At 70.5% G+C, this 14,177-nt stretch carries 15 protein-coding genes; 9 read left to right on the forward strand and 6 right to left on the reverse strand.

Annotation, left to right across the window (positions count from 1 at the left end):
- Positions 1-104 precede the first annotated feature (104 nt).
- On the forward strand, positions 105-2,159 hold the full coding sequence (locus ACZ7PG_RS30640) for a PQQ-dependent sugar dehydrogenase (protein WP_470242596.1): 2,055 nt from the start codon (positions 105-107) through the stop codon (positions 2,157-2,159).
- Between the two features lie 136 nt (positions 2,160-2,295).
- On the opposite strand, the gene ACZ7PG_RS30645 is transcribed toward ACZ7PG_RS30640, so the two are convergent.
- The gene (locus ACZ7PG_RS30645; protein ID WP_470242597.1) at positions 2,296-3,282 is read right to left on the reverse strand and encodes an AraC-like ligand-binding domain-containing protein; all 987 of its coding nucleotides are present in this window, start codon (positions 3,280-3,282) and stop codon (positions 2,296-2,298) included.
- Between the two features lie 155 nt (positions 3,283-3,437).
- On the opposite strand from ACZ7PG_RS30645, the gene ACZ7PG_RS30650 reads away from it, so the two are divergent.
- From ACZ7PG_RS30650 to ACZ7PG_RS30665, 4 genes are read left to right on the forward strand one after another with little or no spacing between them, the layout of a single operon-like run.
- Positions 3,438-4,391, forward strand: a complete 954-nt coding sequence (locus ACZ7PG_RS30650; RefSeq protein ID WP_470242598.1) for a VOC family protein — start codon at positions 3,438-3,440, stop codon at positions 4,389-4,391.
- Positions 4,392-4,402: 11 nt separating this feature from the next.
- The gene (locus tag ACZ7PG_RS30655) at positions 4,403-5,389 is read left to right on the forward strand and encodes an alpha/beta fold hydrolase (protein ID WP_470242599.1); all 987 of its coding nucleotides are present in this window, start codon (positions 4,403-4,405) and stop codon (positions 5,387-5,389) included.
- A complete protein-coding gene (locus ACZ7PG_RS30660; protein ID WP_470242600.1) occupies positions 5,386-6,564 on the forward strand; it encodes an acyl-CoA dehydrogenase family protein in 1,179 nt (392 codons plus the stop codon). The genes ACZ7PG_RS30655 and ACZ7PG_RS30660 overlap by 4 nt, the downstream gene beginning before the upstream one ends.
- A complete protein-coding gene (locus ACZ7PG_RS30665; protein WP_470242601.1) occupies positions 6,561-7,202 on the forward strand; it encodes an alpha/beta hydrolase in 642 nt (213 codons plus the stop codon). Before ACZ7PG_RS30660 ends, ACZ7PG_RS30665 begins: the two co-directional genes overlap by 4 nt.
- 27 nt (positions 7,203-7,229) lie before the next feature.
- On the opposite strand, the gene ACZ7PG_RS30670 is transcribed toward ACZ7PG_RS30665, so the two are convergent.
- Complete coding sequence (locus ACZ7PG_RS30670; protein ID WP_470242602.1) at positions 7,230-8,189, reverse strand: zinc-binding dehydrogenase; 960 nt, start codon at positions 8,187-8,189, stop codon at positions 7,230-7,232.
- Positions 8,186-8,404: a hypothetical protein gene (locus tag ACZ7PG_RS30675; RefSeq protein WP_470242603.1), complete on the reverse strand. Its 219-nt coding sequence runs from the start codon at positions 8,402-8,404 to the stop codon at positions 8,186-8,188. Before ACZ7PG_RS30675 ends, ACZ7PG_RS30670 begins: the two co-directional genes overlap by 4 nt.
- An 83-nt stretch (positions 8,405-8,487) precedes the next feature.
- Between ACZ7PG_RS30675 and ACZ7PG_RS30680 the strand changes: the two genes are divergently transcribed.
- The 4 genes from ACZ7PG_RS30680 to ACZ7PG_RS30695 all read left to right on the forward strand — a co-directional run bounded on the left by ACZ7PG_RS30680 (position 8,488) and on the right by ACZ7PG_RS30695 (position 12,081).
- Positions 8,488-9,231 (forward strand): TetR/AcrR family transcriptional regulator, encoded by a 744-nt coding sequence (locus ACZ7PG_RS30680; protein ID WP_470242604.1) that lies wholly within the window; start codon positions 8,488-8,490, stop codon positions 9,229-9,231.
- A gap of 41 nt (positions 9,232-9,272) precedes the next feature.
- Positions 9,273-10,025, forward strand: a complete 753-nt coding sequence (locus ACZ7PG_RS30685) for a DinB family protein (protein WP_470242605.1) — start codon at positions 9,273-9,275, stop codon at positions 10,023-10,025.
- 6 nt (positions 10,026-10,031) lie between these two features.
- Entirely contained in the window at positions 10,032-10,805 is a 774-nt protein-coding gene (locus ACZ7PG_RS30690) for a helix-turn-helix domain-containing protein (protein ID WP_470242606.1), read from the forward strand.
- A 121-nt stretch (positions 10,806-10,926) separates the two neighbouring features.
- Positions 10,927-12,081 (forward strand): 4-hydroxybenzoate 3-monooxygenase, encoded by a 1,155-nt coding sequence (locus tag ACZ7PG_RS30695; RefSeq protein ID WP_470242607.1) that lies wholly within the window; start codon positions 10,927-10,929, stop codon positions 12,079-12,081.
- 39 nt (positions 12,082-12,120) lie between these two features.
- On the opposite strand, the gene ACZ7PG_RS30700 is transcribed toward ACZ7PG_RS30695, so the two are convergent.
- The 3 genes from ACZ7PG_RS30700 to ACZ7PG_RS30710 form a co-directional block, all read right to left on the reverse strand.
- The gene (locus tag ACZ7PG_RS30700; protein WP_470242608.1) at positions 12,121-12,717 is read right to left on the reverse strand and encodes a VOC family protein; all 597 of its coding nucleotides are present in this window, start codon (positions 12,715-12,717) and stop codon (positions 12,121-12,123) included.
- A 136-nt stretch (positions 12,718-12,853) separates the two neighbouring features.
- Positions 12,854-13,516: a maleylpyruvate isomerase family mycothiol-dependent enzyme gene (locus ACZ7PG_RS30705; RefSeq protein WP_470242609.1), complete on the reverse strand. Its 663-nt coding sequence runs from the start codon at positions 13,514-13,516 to the stop codon at positions 12,854-12,856.
- Positions 13,513-14,091 (reverse strand): TetR/AcrR family transcriptional regulator, encoded by a 579-nt coding sequence (locus ACZ7PG_RS30710; protein WP_470242610.1) that lies wholly within the window; start codon positions 14,089-14,091, stop codon positions 13,513-13,515. The genes ACZ7PG_RS30705 and ACZ7PG_RS30710 overlap by 4 nt, the downstream gene beginning before the upstream one ends.
- Between the last annotated feature and the right edge of the window lie 86 nt (positions 14,092-14,177).

Raw genomic sequence — 14,177 nt, forward strand, 5'->3', positions numbered from 1 at the left:
CTAATCTGATATATGACACACCGTACAACGGGAGACACTCACTGAGCGGACAAGCAGCCGGACAAGTCTTGACGGCCGGCCGCGGGCCTGCGAAAGGTAGGAGCATGGTCCCTTCGAACGTCCGCCGCCGGCTGCGCCTCGGTGTCCTGACCGCGGTGATCGCCGCCGCTGCAGTAGTGGTCGCGCCCGCGACCGCCGCCACCGGCTCGACCGTGGTCGGCGTGGCTTCCGGGCGGTGCCTGGACGTCGTCGGCGCCGGCACCGCGGCGAAGACGCGCGTCAACATCTACGACTGCGTCGGGCAGGCCAACCAGGCCTGGACGTTCACGGCGGCCGGTGAGCTGCGGGTGTACGACGGCGCGATGTGCCTCGACGTCGCCGGCGCGAGCACCACCTCCCCGGCCGACGCGCAGATCTACCCGTGTAACGGCGGCGCCAACCAGAAGTGGCGGATCAACGCCGACGGCACCATCACCGGTGTCCAGTCCGGCCTCTGCCTGGACGTCACCGGCGCGGGCACCGCGAACAGCACCCTGGTCGGGTTGTACACCTGTAACGGCGGCGGCAACCAGAAGTGGCGGACCGCCCTCGGTGACACCCAGCCGCCGGGCGTGCCGGGCAACCCCCGGGTGAGCGACCTGGTCTGCGACGCCGTGACGTTCTCGTGGGACGCCGCCACCGACAACGTGGGGGTCGCGTTCTACGACGTCTACCACGACGGCCAGCTGATGAAGTCGGTGACCACGCTTTCCACCAGCCTCACCGTGGTCGGGGGCGTGACCTGGGGCCTGTACGTCAACGCGCGGGACGCCGCGGGCAACGTCTCACAGGCCAGCGCCACGGTGCCGGTCACGCCGCCGCAGTGCCAGCCGGACACCCAGGCGCCGAGCGCGCCGGCGAACCTCGCCGGCAGCGCGTCCGGCACGACGGTGACGCTGAACTGGACCGCGGCCACCGACAACATCGGCGTCCGCGCCTACGACGTCTACCGCGGCGGGGCCAAGGTCGGCGCGGTCACCGGGACGGCCACCGCGCCGCCCGCGACCACCTTCGTCGACAGCGGGCTGGCGGCGAACACGGCTTACTCGTACTACGTCGTCGCGCGGGACGCCCAGGCGAACGTGTCGGCGCCGAGCGCGGCCACGACCGTGACCACCGGCGCGGCCTGCGGCGACTCCGTGTGCGCGGTGACGCAGATCGCCACCGACACCGACATCCCGTGGGGCCTGGTGACCCTGCCGGACGGCACGATCCTCTACAGCAGGCGCGACGCGCACGACATCGTCCACCTGAACCCGGCCACCGGGGCGAAGACGTCGGTGGGCACGGTCCCCGGCGTGGACAACACCGACGGTGAAGGCGGGCTGCTCGGCCTGGCCGTCTCGGCCGGGTTCTCCGGCGATCACTGGCTCTACGTCATGCACACGTCGCCGACCGACAACCGGATCGTGCGGATCAAGCTGGAGAACGACCGGCTCGGCACCGAGCAGGTCCTGCTCAGCGGGTTGCTGCGCAACAAGTTCCACAACGGCGGCCGGCTGCGCTTCGGCCCCGACGGCAAGCTGTACGCCAGCACCGGCGACGCGCAGAACGGCGACAACGCGCAGAACAAGGCCAGCCTCAACGGCAAGGTCCTGCGGCTCAACCCGGACGGCACCGTGCCGTCGGACAACCCGTTCGGCAACGCGGTGTGGAGCTACGGCCACCGCAACCCGCAGGGGCTGGCGTTCGACTCCCAGGGCCGGTTGTGGGAGCAGGAGTTCGGCAACGCGGTGATGGACGAGACCAACCTGATCACCAAGGGCGGCAACTACGGCTGGCCGGCGTGCGAAGGCACCTCCGGGACGTGCGGCACCGCGGGCTTCATCGCCCCGAAGCGGACGTACTCGACAGCGGACGGCTCCTGCTCGGGCATCGCCATCGTCCGCGACGTGCTCTACGTCGCCTGCGAACGCGGCACCCGGATGTACCGCGAGGTGATCAGCGGCAGCGACCTGACGAACGTCCAGGCGTACTTCAACGGCACCTACGGCCGGTTGCGCACGGTCGAACCCGCTCCGGACGGCGGCCTGTGGCTGACCACGACCAACAACGGCGACAAGGACAGCATCCCGGACAACAGCGACGAGCGGATCTTCCACGTCGCGTTGGGCGGGTAGCCGTCGCGGTCAGATGAGCAGGCGGTGAGCAGCGGCAGCGCGATGAGGGTGATCAACGGCGTCCGGCGTGGGCTTCGTACCGACCCGGACGGTGCCGGCGAACGAGCGACAGACCCGGGCCCGCCGAGACGGTGGCCTACCGGTCCGAACTCGGCTGAGCCGCCAGCATCTGCCGACGGAACTCGGCGGGCGCCGGGCCCGTCTCCCGCTTGAAAACCTGGCCAAAATGCGACGCTCCGGGAAACCCCCACCGCGCGCCGATGGCGGACGCCGGTACGTGTGCCAGTGCCGGGTCGGCCAGGTCGAGGCGGCAGCGTTCGAGCCTGCGCTCGCGGATGTGGCGGGACACCGTCGTGCCGGTTCGCTCGAACAGGGTGTGCAGCGCCCGGGGTGAGACGAAGTGCGCGGCCGCGATCCCGCTCGGGTCGAGGTCCGCTTCGGCGAGGTGGGCGTCGATGTGGGCGAGGATGCGTTCGAGCAGGTCCTCCTGCCGAGGCCGCGCGGGGATGTGGTTGCCGAGTTCGCCGCGCAGCATCGTGCCGACGAGGGTCATCAGCGACCGGATGGCCGTGGGCCCGTGCGGGCCGAGCGCCTCGAGGTTGCGGTTGACGCTGAGCACCGTGCTCCACACCGTGTCGGTAAGACCCGGCGCGCACGCGAACGGCGTCGCCGTGATCTCGGCCAGCGGATCGTCCTGGCGGGGCGTGATCGCGGTCTTGGGGAACCGGATGCAGGTGGAGCGGTAGCCGTCGCCGACGGTCAGCGTGGCCGGTTTGCCCGAGTCGTACAAGGCGAACAGGCCGGGTTTCAAAAGCGCGACGCGGCCGTCCTGCGCGATGCGGATCTCGCCGGCGAGCTGCAGGGTGAGCACGTAGAACCCGGCGTCGGCGGCGCGGATCGTGCGGTGGTCGCGGTAGGCCGCGTGCCGTCCGGAGGCCATGTCGACGAAGCTGACGCCGTGCAGGTGCCGGTCGCGGACCCGGCCGGTGAACTGCTCCGGCCGGTCGCAGTCGAACTCGAAAGTCAGCACGCTGCGCCGGACGGCGTCCGCCCACGACGTGAGCGTGATCGGTCGCGGCGCCACGCCGGTGAACTGCGCTGGTAGCGATGTGAATGACGTCATCGTCATCTCCACGGTCGGTCCGCCCACGGTACCCAGGGGCCCCGCCGCGGACCAGTGCGCTGGTTCGACATCGCCGTGCGCTCTCGCGCCACACGCCGGCCGGCCGCGTTCCTACAGTTCGCCTCGGCGGACATCTCAGTGTGGAGGAGCCACCCATGACCTACGTGCAAGGTTCGCACCACGTGACGCTCTCCGTGGCCGACGCCCAGGAAGACGTCGACTTCCACGTCAAGATCCTCGGGATGCGCTTCATCAAGCGCACCGTCCTGTTCGACGGCTCCCTGCCGATCTACCACCTGTACTACTCCAACGCCGCGGGCGACCCGTCGAGCGTCGTCACGACCTTCCCGTGGGCGCAGGCCGGGTTCTTCGGCAAGCGCGGCACCAACCAGGCCCGCGAGGTCCTGCTGTCGGTCCCGGATCACTCGCTGGACTTCTGGCACGGCCGGCTGACCGACCACGACGTCGAGGTCACCGACGTCGAACGGTTCGGCAAGCGCCGGCTCGCGTTCCGGCACCCGTCGGGCATCGAATACCTGTTCGTCGGGAACAGCGGCGACGAGCGTGAGGGCCACCCGGGCCACGGGGTGCCGCCGGAGCACGCGATCCACGGCATCCACGGCATCGGGGTGCACATGGCCACGCCCGACCGCATGGTGGAGTTCGCCGGCGAGTCGTTCTTCGCCCAGGACGGCCTCGCCGAGGAGGGCGACGTCATCGGGCTGCGGATCGGCGACGCCAAGCACGGCAACCACCTCGAGATCACCGTCAACCGCACCGACGACCAGGGCACCTGGGGCTACGGCGCCGGCACCTACCACCACTTCGCGTGGAACGCCGACACCCTGGAGAACCAGGACGCGCTGAAGTTCTCGATCGAAGGACGCGGCTACACCGACATCTCCGAGCTCAAGGACCGCAAGTACTTCAAGAGCGTCTACGTGCGGACGCCGAGCGGCGCGCTGTTCGAGCTCGCCGTCACCCACGCCGACGGCGGCTGGACCTGCGACGAGTCCCCGCACGAGCTCGGGACGCGCTTCCAGCTGCCGGAACAGTTCGAGCACCGCCGCGACGAAATCCTGGGCCGGCTGGAACCGATCGACATCTGAGGGCGGCGGCCATGACGGCACCGCACGTCGCCGGCGGGCACGAGATCACCGTCCGGCGTGGACAGTTCTGGATACCCGGCGAGCGGGTGCGCACGGAACACGGGACGGTGCAGCGGGCGCCGCTGTTCGTGCAGTGGGAAGCGCCGCCGGGCGACGCCCATCCCGTCCCGCTCGTGCTCGTGCACGGGGGCGGCGGTCAGGGCACCGACTGGACCGGCACCCCCGACGGCAGGCCGGGGTGGGCGACCCGGTTCGTCGAGGCGGGCTTCGCGGTCTACGTCGTCGACCGCTGTGGGCACGGACGCTCGCCGTACCACCCCGACGTCGTCGGCCCGATGGGCGCGCCGTTCCCGTACGAGGCGGCGCAGGCACTCTTCCTGCCCGAGGAGGCGCGCGACGCGCAGACGCAGTGGACGTACGGGCCCGAGCACGTCGACCAGCTCCTCTGCCCGATGGGACCGCTGCCCGCCGACCTGGCCGAGTCGCAGCGCCTCGACGCGGACCGCCTGGGCAGGCTGCTCGACCTCGTGGGCGAGGCCGTGCTGGTGACCCATTCGGCCGGCGGTCCGGTCGGCTGGCTGACCGCCGACGCGCGGCCGGACCAGGTCGCGGCCATCGCGGCGATCGAGCCGATGGGTCCCCCGTTCGCGCGGTTCCCCGGGCTCGGCACGCTGACCTGGGGACTCACCAGCGCCGAGATCACCTACGACCCGCCGGCCGGCGACCCGGCCGAGGTCGGCGGGCGGCGCATCCCGGCGCTGGCGGGCAAGCCGGTCGCGGTGGTGACCGGCGGGGCGTCGGCGTTCGCCGGGTTCGCCCCGCGGGTCGTGGAGTTCCTGACCACCGCCGGCGCCCACGCCCAGCAGCTGCACCTGCCGGACTTCGGCGTCACCGGCAACGGGCACGGGCTGATCTTCGAGGCGAACTCGGACGAGACCGTGAAGCCCGTCATCGACTGGATCCTGGCCACGCTGAGCACCCGAGGAGGGACGTCATGAACCACCTGCACGTCAGCGACGAATTCGACGCGGTCGTGGCGCGGCTCGACGCGATCACGCCGCTCATCGAGGAAACCGCCGACCAGGGCGAGACACTCGGCCGCGTCCCCGACGAGACCGCGAAGGCCCTGACCGGGACCGGCGCGTTCAAGGTCGGCATCCCCCGCGAACTCGGCGGCTACGAGTTCTCACCACGCCAGGTGATCGACACGATCGCCAAACTGTCCTCCGCGGACGCTTCGGTGGGCTGGGCCTTCATGGCCGTGCAGATGGTCACCGGCACGACGGCCGCCTACCTCGGCCCGGAGGCCGTCGCGGACCTGTACCCGGACGCCGGCCACGGCGACCACACGCTCATCGCGGGCCAGGGCACCAAGCTCGGCACCGCCGTGCGCACCGACGGCGGCTACCGCATCAGCGGGCACTGGCACTTCGCGTCCGGGATCTCGATGGCGACCCACATCCACACCGCCGCGCTCTGCGAGGAAACCGGCGAGGCACTGGTCTTCACGCTGCCCAAGGAACAGGCCACCGTGATCGACAACTGGGACGTCATGGGCCTGCGGGCGACCAGCAGCCACGACTACGTGTGCGAGGACGTTTTCGTGCCGGAGAGCCACGTCTACGGCATCGCGACCACCGACGTCCGGCACGGCGGCGCGATCTACCGCATGGGACTGGCGAACATGGCCGGCGTCTGCCACACGGGCTGGGCGCTCGGCGTCGGCCGCCGGATGCTCGACGAGATGAAGGTGCTGGTGGCCAAGAAGACCGGCAGCCGGGGCGCGTCGGTCGACACGCAGCAGTTCTACGCCGAGTACGCCCAGGCCGAGGCGAAACTGCGCGCGGCGCAGGCGTGGGCGACGGAGGTCTGGGCGGACAACGAAGCCACCCTGGACCGCGGCGAACCGCTGGACACCGACCAGGAGACGCTGACGCGGCTGATGCTCAACAACACCACGTGGTCGGTGCACGCCGTGGGCCAGACCGTCTACAAGTGGGCGGCGACGGCGGCCCTGCGCCACGGTGTCCTGCAACGGTTCTTCCGCGACCTGCACGCCGGCACCCAGCACATCACGTCCAGCCCGGTCGTGCTGCAGAACTGCGGAAAGCTGCTCAGCGGCCTGGCACCCGGCGCGCGGTGGGTGTTCCTCGATCTCCAGGAAGCGCCGTGACCCCCTCGCTCACCGAGTGGGGCGCTCCGGCGGATCGGGCGGCGCTGGCCGTTCTCGCCGTGCACGGCCGCGGCCAGGACCCGGCCTTCATGCAGGCGACGGCTGAGCGGCTCGGCACGACGTCAGCGCGGTTCTTCGCGCCGGAAGCCGAGGGCAACACGTGGTACCCGCTGTCGTTCCTGGAGCCGGTCGAGCGCAACCAGCCGGCGCTGGACCGGTCGGTGCGGGTGCTGGAAGCGTGCCTCGACCGGCTCGCCGAGGCCGGTTTCGGCAGTGAACGTATTGCGCTGTGGGGCTTTTCCCAGGGCGCCTGCCTGCTGTCGCACCTGGTGCTGAGCGCCCCGCGGCCGGTGGCCGGACTCGTCCTGTTCACCGGCGGCTACCTCGGCACGACGCCGCCGGCGCCGGACGACCGGTCCCTGCGCGGAGTTCCCGTGGTGCTGCGGAGCATCGAGGACGACCCGTGGGTCCCCCGGCACCGCGTCGAGGAGACGGCCGCGCAGCTGCGGCGGGCGGGAGCGGAGGTGGACCTGCGCATCGACCCGGGCACCGACCACATCATCACCGACGAGGCCTGCGCGACGGCCACCGAGCTGCTCGACACGGTGGCCGCATCCAGCTCAGCGGGAACGCGGTGACGGTAGGCCCGGGCGATCGCCCCGGTCTCATCCGGTGACGACGAGCCTCCTGCCGCGCAGGTCGGTTCGTTGCCAGGCTGTCTCGATGTCGCCGAGCGGGACGCGCTCGATCCCGACGACGAGTTCCCCCTCGCGCGTCCACCGCACGATCTGGCCGTACGCATCGGCCACGGCCTGTCCGTCCAGGCCCTTGCCGACGCCGTAGACCTCTACCCCCGAGGTACGGACACTGTCGGCGGAGAGCGCGATCCGGGCTCCGGCCAACTCCCCGGCCTGGACGAGGCGAGTGGCTTTCGGCCGGCCGATCCGGCTCGGCACCAGCGCCTTGAGCAACAGTTCCGTCGGGCGCCCCCACAGGAAGTCGAGCACCACGTCGTAGCCGTCGCCGGCTTCAGCTGCGAAGGCGTCCGTGAGCTCGTCGTCGGCCACCGCGGTGTTGATCACCGCGTCCGCACCCAGGCCGATGACCTCGGCCAGCGCGTCGTCGTCGCGGCCGGTCGCCACGACGCGTCCCGCGCCGAGCAGCCGGGCGACCTGCACCGCAAGCCGTCCCGCGACGCCGGTCGCGCCCTGGACCAGGACGGTCTCGCCAGGGGTGAAACCGGCCGCGGTCCTGATCGCGAAGCCGGTCACGGCGGAGGAGATCACGACCGCGACGGCCGGGTCGATCCCCTCGGGCGCCGGGGTCGTGTTCCCTACCGGGACAACGGTGCGCTCGGCCAGCGCGCCGAAGGGCGGGCGCGGCTGGCTGAACCCGACCAGGGTGCCGTCGGGCAGGGTGCCGATCCCGTCGAACGCGACCACCGCGGGAAGCTCGGGGAGGAAATGGCGAGCGGCGAAGTGGGTACCCGCCGCGACGGCCTTGTCGACGTTCTCCACCGCGACGGCGTCCACCTCCACCACGACCTCGCCTTCGCCCGCGACCGGATCGGGGAAGTCCTCGTACCGCGGCACGGCCCCGAACTCGTGCAGGACCGCCGCTTTCACCGCTGATCACCCCGCCGCGCGAACAGTCCGCCGATCCAGTTCTGCCACGCCACCAGGACCCGCGGCGGTCGGGCGTGCTGCCCGTTCGGGGTGGACAGCGACCGGTGGTGCCCGCCGTGGTGGTGCCGGTTCCGGCGGTCCGCTTCGGAGTGCGGGGGCATCCCCGGCAGCTGGTGCAGGTGCCCGTGGAGCCGTTCGGTGATCGATGCCGACATGAAGTCCTCCTGGTGATCGCTTGTTCGTATCACGTACGAACAGCATAATCGTATCACGCACGAACAAGGCGAGGACAGGAAAAATGGCGAAGACGGACGGCAGCGACTTGATCTGGCTGCGACCGCAGCCCCACGAGCGCCGGCCGCGGTTCACCCGCGAGCAGATCACCGCCGCCGCGGTGCGGGTCGCGGACGCCGAAGGCTTCGGGGCCGTCACGATGAAGCGCGTCGCCGCCGAGCTCGGGGCGGGCACGATGAGCCTCTACTACTACATCCGCACCAAGGCCGACCTGGTCGCACTGATGCAGGACTCGATCCTCGCCGACCTCCTCATCCCCGACGACGAACTGCCCGCGGACTGGCGCGACGCCGTCACCGTCATCGCCCGGCGCACCCGTGACGTCCTGCTCGCCCACCCGTGGTCCATCGCGTCGCTCGACGACGCCCAGTTCGGCCCGAACGCCATGCGCCACATCGAGCAGTCGCTGGCCGCGCTCGACCGGCTCGAGCTGGACCCCGCGGCGAAGCTGTCGCTCTGGGGGATCGTGGACGACTACGTGTTCGGCAGCGCCCTGCACACCATCGAGACGCGCACCCGCATGGCCCAGGCCGAGCACAATCCCCGGCTGGTCGCCGACGCCCTCACCTACGGGCAGCAGCAGCTCGCCACCGGGCAGTTCCCGCGCCTGGCGGCTCTCTATCAGCAACAGTCAGGGACCGACCGACCCAGCGACATCGCGGCAGCGGACCCGCTCACGGTCCAGTTCGAGCACGGCCTCGTCGCTCTTCTGGACGGGCTCACACGCGATGTGCGGCACGCTCGATGATCGACGTAGCGCGTGCGGGACAAGTCCGCGAGACTGCCTCGATGGCTTCCGAATACGTCCAGAGCGAGCAGTTCCGCGGTGCCCGTATCCACCTGTGCGACCTCACCGGCCTCGAGATCCGCGATTGCGAAGTGACCGGCCTGAAGATCGTCGACTGCTACGGCAGCGACGTCTACCTGGGTGGCGCCTTCGAGCGCCTCGTCGTCAACGACGTCGACGTGACCGCCTACGTCGAGGCCGAGCTCGACCGCCGGCACCCCGCACGGGCGCTGGCACGGGATGCGGCGTCCCCCGAGGACTACCGGGCCGCCCTGGACGCCATCGAGACCCAGTGGAGCGCGACGCTCGACCGGGCGAGGCTGTTGCCCGAAGCCAAACTCCACGAGCGGGTCGACGGCGAGTGGTCCTTCGTCGAGACACAACGGCATCTGCTGTTCGCCTGCGACGCCTGGCTCGGCAACTCCGTGCTCGAGGAGGACGCGCCCTACCACCCGCTGGGCTTCCCCGCCGGCGGGACCCCGCCCGAAGAGGCAGCGAAGCTCGGCCTCACCCTCGAAGCCACCCCGACACTCGACGAGGTGCTCGCGCCGCGGCTCGCCCGCATGGCCGCGATGCGACGCGTCGTCGACGGGCTCACCACGGCCGAGCTCGACCGGGTGTGCGGCCGCAAGCCCGCCGACCCGTATCCCGAGCAGGAGTACGTCGTGCGCCGCTGCCTCAAGGTCGTGCTGAAGGAAGAAGCCGAGCACCACCGTTACGCGGTGCGCGACCTCGCGGTGCTCGAGGCCGGTTGACACCCGATGCAGGAAACCCGCCACCACTCCGTCCCGTCCGGGACGACACCGCAGGGCGGAGGCTGGCTCCCGCACGGCTATCACCTGGAAAGCCACTCCCACCCCGATGGGCAGCTGGTGTACGCGGCGGCCGGAGCCTTCGCCACCACGACCGAGTACGGGACGTGGGTGGCTCCCGCCGACCGGGTCACGTGGACGCCGCCGGGTTTCGAGCACTCGCACCGTTTCTACGGCCGGACCGACGCCCGCATCGTCGCCGTCCCGTCCGGCGAGTGCGACGACCTCGTGGCATACCCGTGCGTGTTCGCGGTGTCGCCGCTGCTGCGGGAGGGCATTCTGGCGCTGACGGGTCGCCGGGCGAAATCCGCCGACGCCGACCGCCGGCTGCGGGCGGTGGTGGTCGACGAACTCGGCGAGATTCCCGAGCAGTCGCTGCACCTGCCCGAGCCTCGCGACGACCGGCTGCGCGCCGTCACCGATCTCCTGCACGCCGATCCCGGCCGGAACACGACCCTGGCCGAGCTGGGGCGGGCCGTCGGGGCGAGCGAACGCACCCTCAGCCGCCTGTTCCACACCGACCTCGACATGAGCTTTCACCGCTGGCGCACCATCCTGCGCATCCACCACGCCCTGATCCGGCTCACCGAGGGTGTGTCCGTCACCGACACGGCGATCACCTGCGGGTGGTCGAACCCGTCGACCTTCATCGAAGCGTTCACCGCCGTCATCGGGCAGACCCCCGGGCGCTACCAAGCCGATCTGCGCGAGCGAGGCCGGTAGGACCAGGTTGGCGGGTTTCCGTCATCGAACGTCCGGTTATCGGTAGACCGCAATCGTCCGCACGTCCACAGTGGAGATCGACAGTTTCACGCGTCGACGATCATTCTTCACGGGGAAAACAATGACACAGGCAGACGAGAACACCACCGTGGTCGTCGTGGGCGGCGGGGTCGCCGGGCTCGCGCTCGGCACCTTCCTCCTGCGCAGCGGAATCGGTTGCGTCATCTTGGAAAAACACAGTCGCGAATACGTCGAGCACCGGCAACGGGCCGGCTCTCTCGACGCCCGCGGGGTGCGCATGCTGCACGAATGGGGGGCAGGAGAGGTCGTCGAAGGACCCGGCCACGATTCCTCCGACGCCGCGATGCCGCTGTTCATCGACGGCGAGAAGCGCGAATGGAAAATGGACGACTACGAGGACGCCGAAGGGGCTTTCATCCCCCAGCAGATCCTCGTCCGCAATCTCATCAGGACATTCCTCCGCGACGGCGGTGACCTCCGTTTCGAAGCCGGGGACATTTCGCTGGACGACCTCGACACCGGGAACCCCCAGGTCCGCTACCGGGACGCCGCGGGCACGGCCAGGGTGATCGGCTGCGACTTCGTCGCCGGCAGCGACGGCTACCAGGGCGTCAGCAGGACGGCCATCCCCGACGGCTTCCTCACCTGCCACACCCACGAGTTCGGGTACGCCTGGCTGACCGTCATGACGGCCGTGCCGGCCGACCCGCCGGCCGTGATGGCGGTGCACTCCCGGGGTTTCGCCGCACAGATCACCCGCGGACCGGACGCGAGCCGCGTCTACCTGCAGTGCGCGGTCACCGACACCGTCGACGACTGGCCGGACGACCGCATCTGGAGCGAACTGGGAGCACGGTTCGGCGCACCCGTGCGGAAGGGGCCGATCACCGTCAAGCAGGTCGTGCCGCTGCGCGGTGTGGTGTTCAGCCCCATGGGCTACGGCAGGCTCCACCTCCTCGGGGACGCGGCGCACCTGATTTCCCCGATGAGCGCGGAGGGGATGAGCCTCGCGCTGCACGACGCCGAGGTCCTCGCCCGCGCGGTCGTCCACCAGGTCGAGAAGGACGATCCGAGTCTGCTGGAGAGCTACTCGGACACCTGCCTGACCCACGTCTGGGACCGCCAGGCAGCCGCGGTCGCGATGACCGACACGATGCACGACTCCGGTGACGCCTCCTACCGCGGGCAGTTCCTCAAGCAGGTCGCCCGGGCCAACCTGGAGGAGTTCCTCCGGCCGCGCACGCCGAAGAGCTGAGCACGCGCACGATCGGGCTCGAAGCGGTCGGGGCCGCGCTCAAGCGCCTGGACGCGGCTCGGACCACTTGATCCGTTCGACGAGCTCGTCGCGGTACTCCCGCACCGCCTGCAACTCCGGTTCGTCGCCGGTCGCCCGCTTCAACGCGCCTTCCAGGATCTTCAGCCCCTGGCGTTCGTCGCCGCGGGCGTCCGCCTGCCTCGCGGCGTTCTCCATGGCTTTGGCGAGCTTGGTCCGCGCCTCGGGTTCCTGGGCGGCCTGGTGGATCCGGATCCAGTTGCCGCCCGGATCGACGACGGTGAACCCGGTGTACCGGTCGTTGCGCAGCCGCGGCCGGGTCATGCGCGGGATGCCGGAGACGAGCAGTTTTCCGTGCACGGACCGCATTCCCGCCGCGAAGGCCTCGAACAGCTCGCCGGTGTCGGCCACGACGACCAGGCACGTGCTGTACGACTGCGCCGGGTCGTAGTCGTCCATGCCGAAGAAGTGCAGGTTGAGGTCTTCCCGTCGCAGCGCGACGTGCGGGTTCGGCCGCGTCTGCCGGTAGGTGATCTCGAAGCCGAGCATTTCGTAGAACGATGCGATCTCGTCGATGGAGGGACAGGGCAGGAGCGGAATGGTCAGTTCGTTCGCCACCGTCCGAAGGTAAGGCCGGACACGGCGAAACGACACGGAGCTATTTGCTGGTGCGAACACCACTTCGCGTAACGCGAGAAGCTCGCCGGCGGTCACGCTGACGCCCGGATGGCTCCTGGCGATCGACCGCCGGGGTTCAGGAAAGGGCGGCGGCGAGGTGCGGGACCCCCTCGCCGGACAGCTGCGGCAGCGCCGCGGTGCGGCCGGTGGCGATCAGCAGCAAGGCGCTGATCGGTCCGGTCACCCGCGGACCGGTGCCCGCCGACCAGTCCACGTCCGTGGCGACCAGCCCGAACCCGCGCACGATCCGCACCGTCGGCAACGGCGGCGGCCAGCGCATGGCCAGTGTGCGTCCCGCCGAGGCCGCTGCGGCGTCCGGGGGCATGTCCAGCCGGAAGCCCAGCGGCAGGGCGATGTCCTGGCTGTGCACCATGACGTCGGTGAGCGGTTCCAGCTCGGTGACGCCCAGGGTCTTCCGGCGTGAGCCGGCCATGGTGCGGAGCTCCGCCGTGAGCCGGCCGGTGGTCCAGGAGGTGGCGCGCCGGCGGGCGGCGTGCTGGATCGTGCGGTCCATCGTGCCGCGCCAGTGCATCATCGTGCCAAGCACGTCGCGCGGGCCGAGCTGTTGCAGGGTCAGGTGTGCGGCCACGTCTTTCACCGTCCACCCGGCACACAGCGACGGGTGCTGCCACTGCTCGTCGGACAGCTCGTCGAGCAGGCCGGCGAGACTTCGCCGTTGGTCGCCGATGACCTGCCAGACCCGCTCGTGGCCCAGTCCGGCAGAAGCTTTGCGGGTCATGACCGTTCCTCCGTTCCCGGCGGTCGGATGACGCGGGGGACGAGTTCGGTGATCTCCGCCGTCGGGCCGAACTCGGGGTCCGGGTTGGCGAGCTGGTGCAGCACCAGGCCGGTGAAGTGGTTCATGATGAGCGGGGCCTCGCGTTCCGGGTCGGTGGAGCCGGCGATGCGCATCCAGTTCAGGAACCAGGCGAGGACACGGGCGCCGCCGTCGGTGAGCTTCTGTCGCAGTGGCGGGTGGTTCGCCGCCTCGAGGAGGATCGCGTACCGCGCCACGGTCAGGTCCCGGTGCCGGCCGGCCGCTTCGCGGGCCGCCTCGACCAGCGTCTCGGCCAGCTTGGCCGGAGTGGTGGGCGCGGTGGTCGTGGCGATCTCCTCCCAGATGGCCCGCTCCCGCTCCATGATCCGTTCGGTGACGGCCTCCAGCAGCACGTCCCGGCTGCGGAAGTGGTTGGAGGTGGAACCCGCCGCCAGCCCGGCGGCGGCGTCCACGGCCCGGTGGGTGAGCCCGTGGATCCCGGAGCCGCCGAGTACGGCGATCGCGGCATCGAGAAGCTGCTGACGGCGGTTGACCATGCCGCGATACTACAATAGTAGTACCCCTAACAGCAAATACTGTATTTCGGACTACGATGGTAGTTGTGGTGCCCGCCTGGTCCGCT

It is taken from the genome of Amycolatopsis sp. NPDC114504 (assembly GCF_055633595.1).

Excerpts from the sequence above, each read along its gene's own strand:
- ACZ7PG_RS30650 (WP_470242598.1), top strand. The coding sequence starts at position 3,438 with ATGACCTACGTGCAAGGTTCGCACCACGTGACGCTCTCCGTGGCCGAC.
- ACZ7PG_RS30705 (WP_470242609.1), bottom strand. The coding sequence starts at position 13,516 with ATGACCCGCAAAGCTTCTGCCGGACTGGGCCACGAGCGGGTCTGGCAG.
- ACZ7PG_RS30675 (WP_470242603.1), bottom strand. The coding sequence starts at position 8,404 with ATGTCGGCATCGATCACCGAACGGCTCCACGGGCACCTGCACCAGCTG.
- ACZ7PG_RS30710 (WP_470242610.1), bottom strand. The coding sequence starts at position 14,091 with ATGGTCAACCGCCGTCAGCAGCTTCTCGATGCCGCGATCGCCGTACTC.
- ACZ7PG_RS30660 (WP_470242600.1), top strand. The coding sequence starts at position 5,386 with ATGAACCACCTGCACGTCAGCGACGAATTCGACGCGGTCGTGGCGCGG.
- ACZ7PG_RS30695 (WP_470242607.1), top strand. The coding sequence starts at position 10,927 with ATGACACAGGCAGACGAGAACACCACCGTGGTCGTCGTGGGCGGCGGG.
- ACZ7PG_RS30655 (WP_470242599.1), top strand. The coding sequence starts at position 4,403 with ATGACGGCACCGCACGTCGCCGGCGGGCACGAGATCACCGTCCGGCGT.
- ACZ7PG_RS30680 (WP_470242604.1), top strand. The coding sequence starts at position 8,488 with ATGGCGAAGACGGACGGCAGCGACTTGATCTGGCTGCGACCGCAGCCC.
- ACZ7PG_RS30645 (WP_470242597.1), bottom strand. The coding sequence starts at position 3,282 with ATGACGTCATTCACATCGCTACCAGCGCAGTTCACCGGCGTGGCGCCG.
- ACZ7PG_RS30640 (WP_470242596.1), top strand. The coding sequence starts at position 105 with ATGGTCCCTTCGAACGTCCGCCGCCGGCTGCGCCTCGGTGTCCTGACC.
- ACZ7PG_RS30685 (WP_470242605.1), top strand. The coding sequence starts at position 9,273 with ATGGCTTCCGAATACGTCCAGAGCGAGCAGTTCCGCGGTGCCCGTATC.
- ACZ7PG_RS30690 (WP_470242606.1), top strand. The coding sequence starts at position 10,032 with ATGCAGGAAACCCGCCACCACTCCGTCCCGTCCGGGACGACACCGCAG.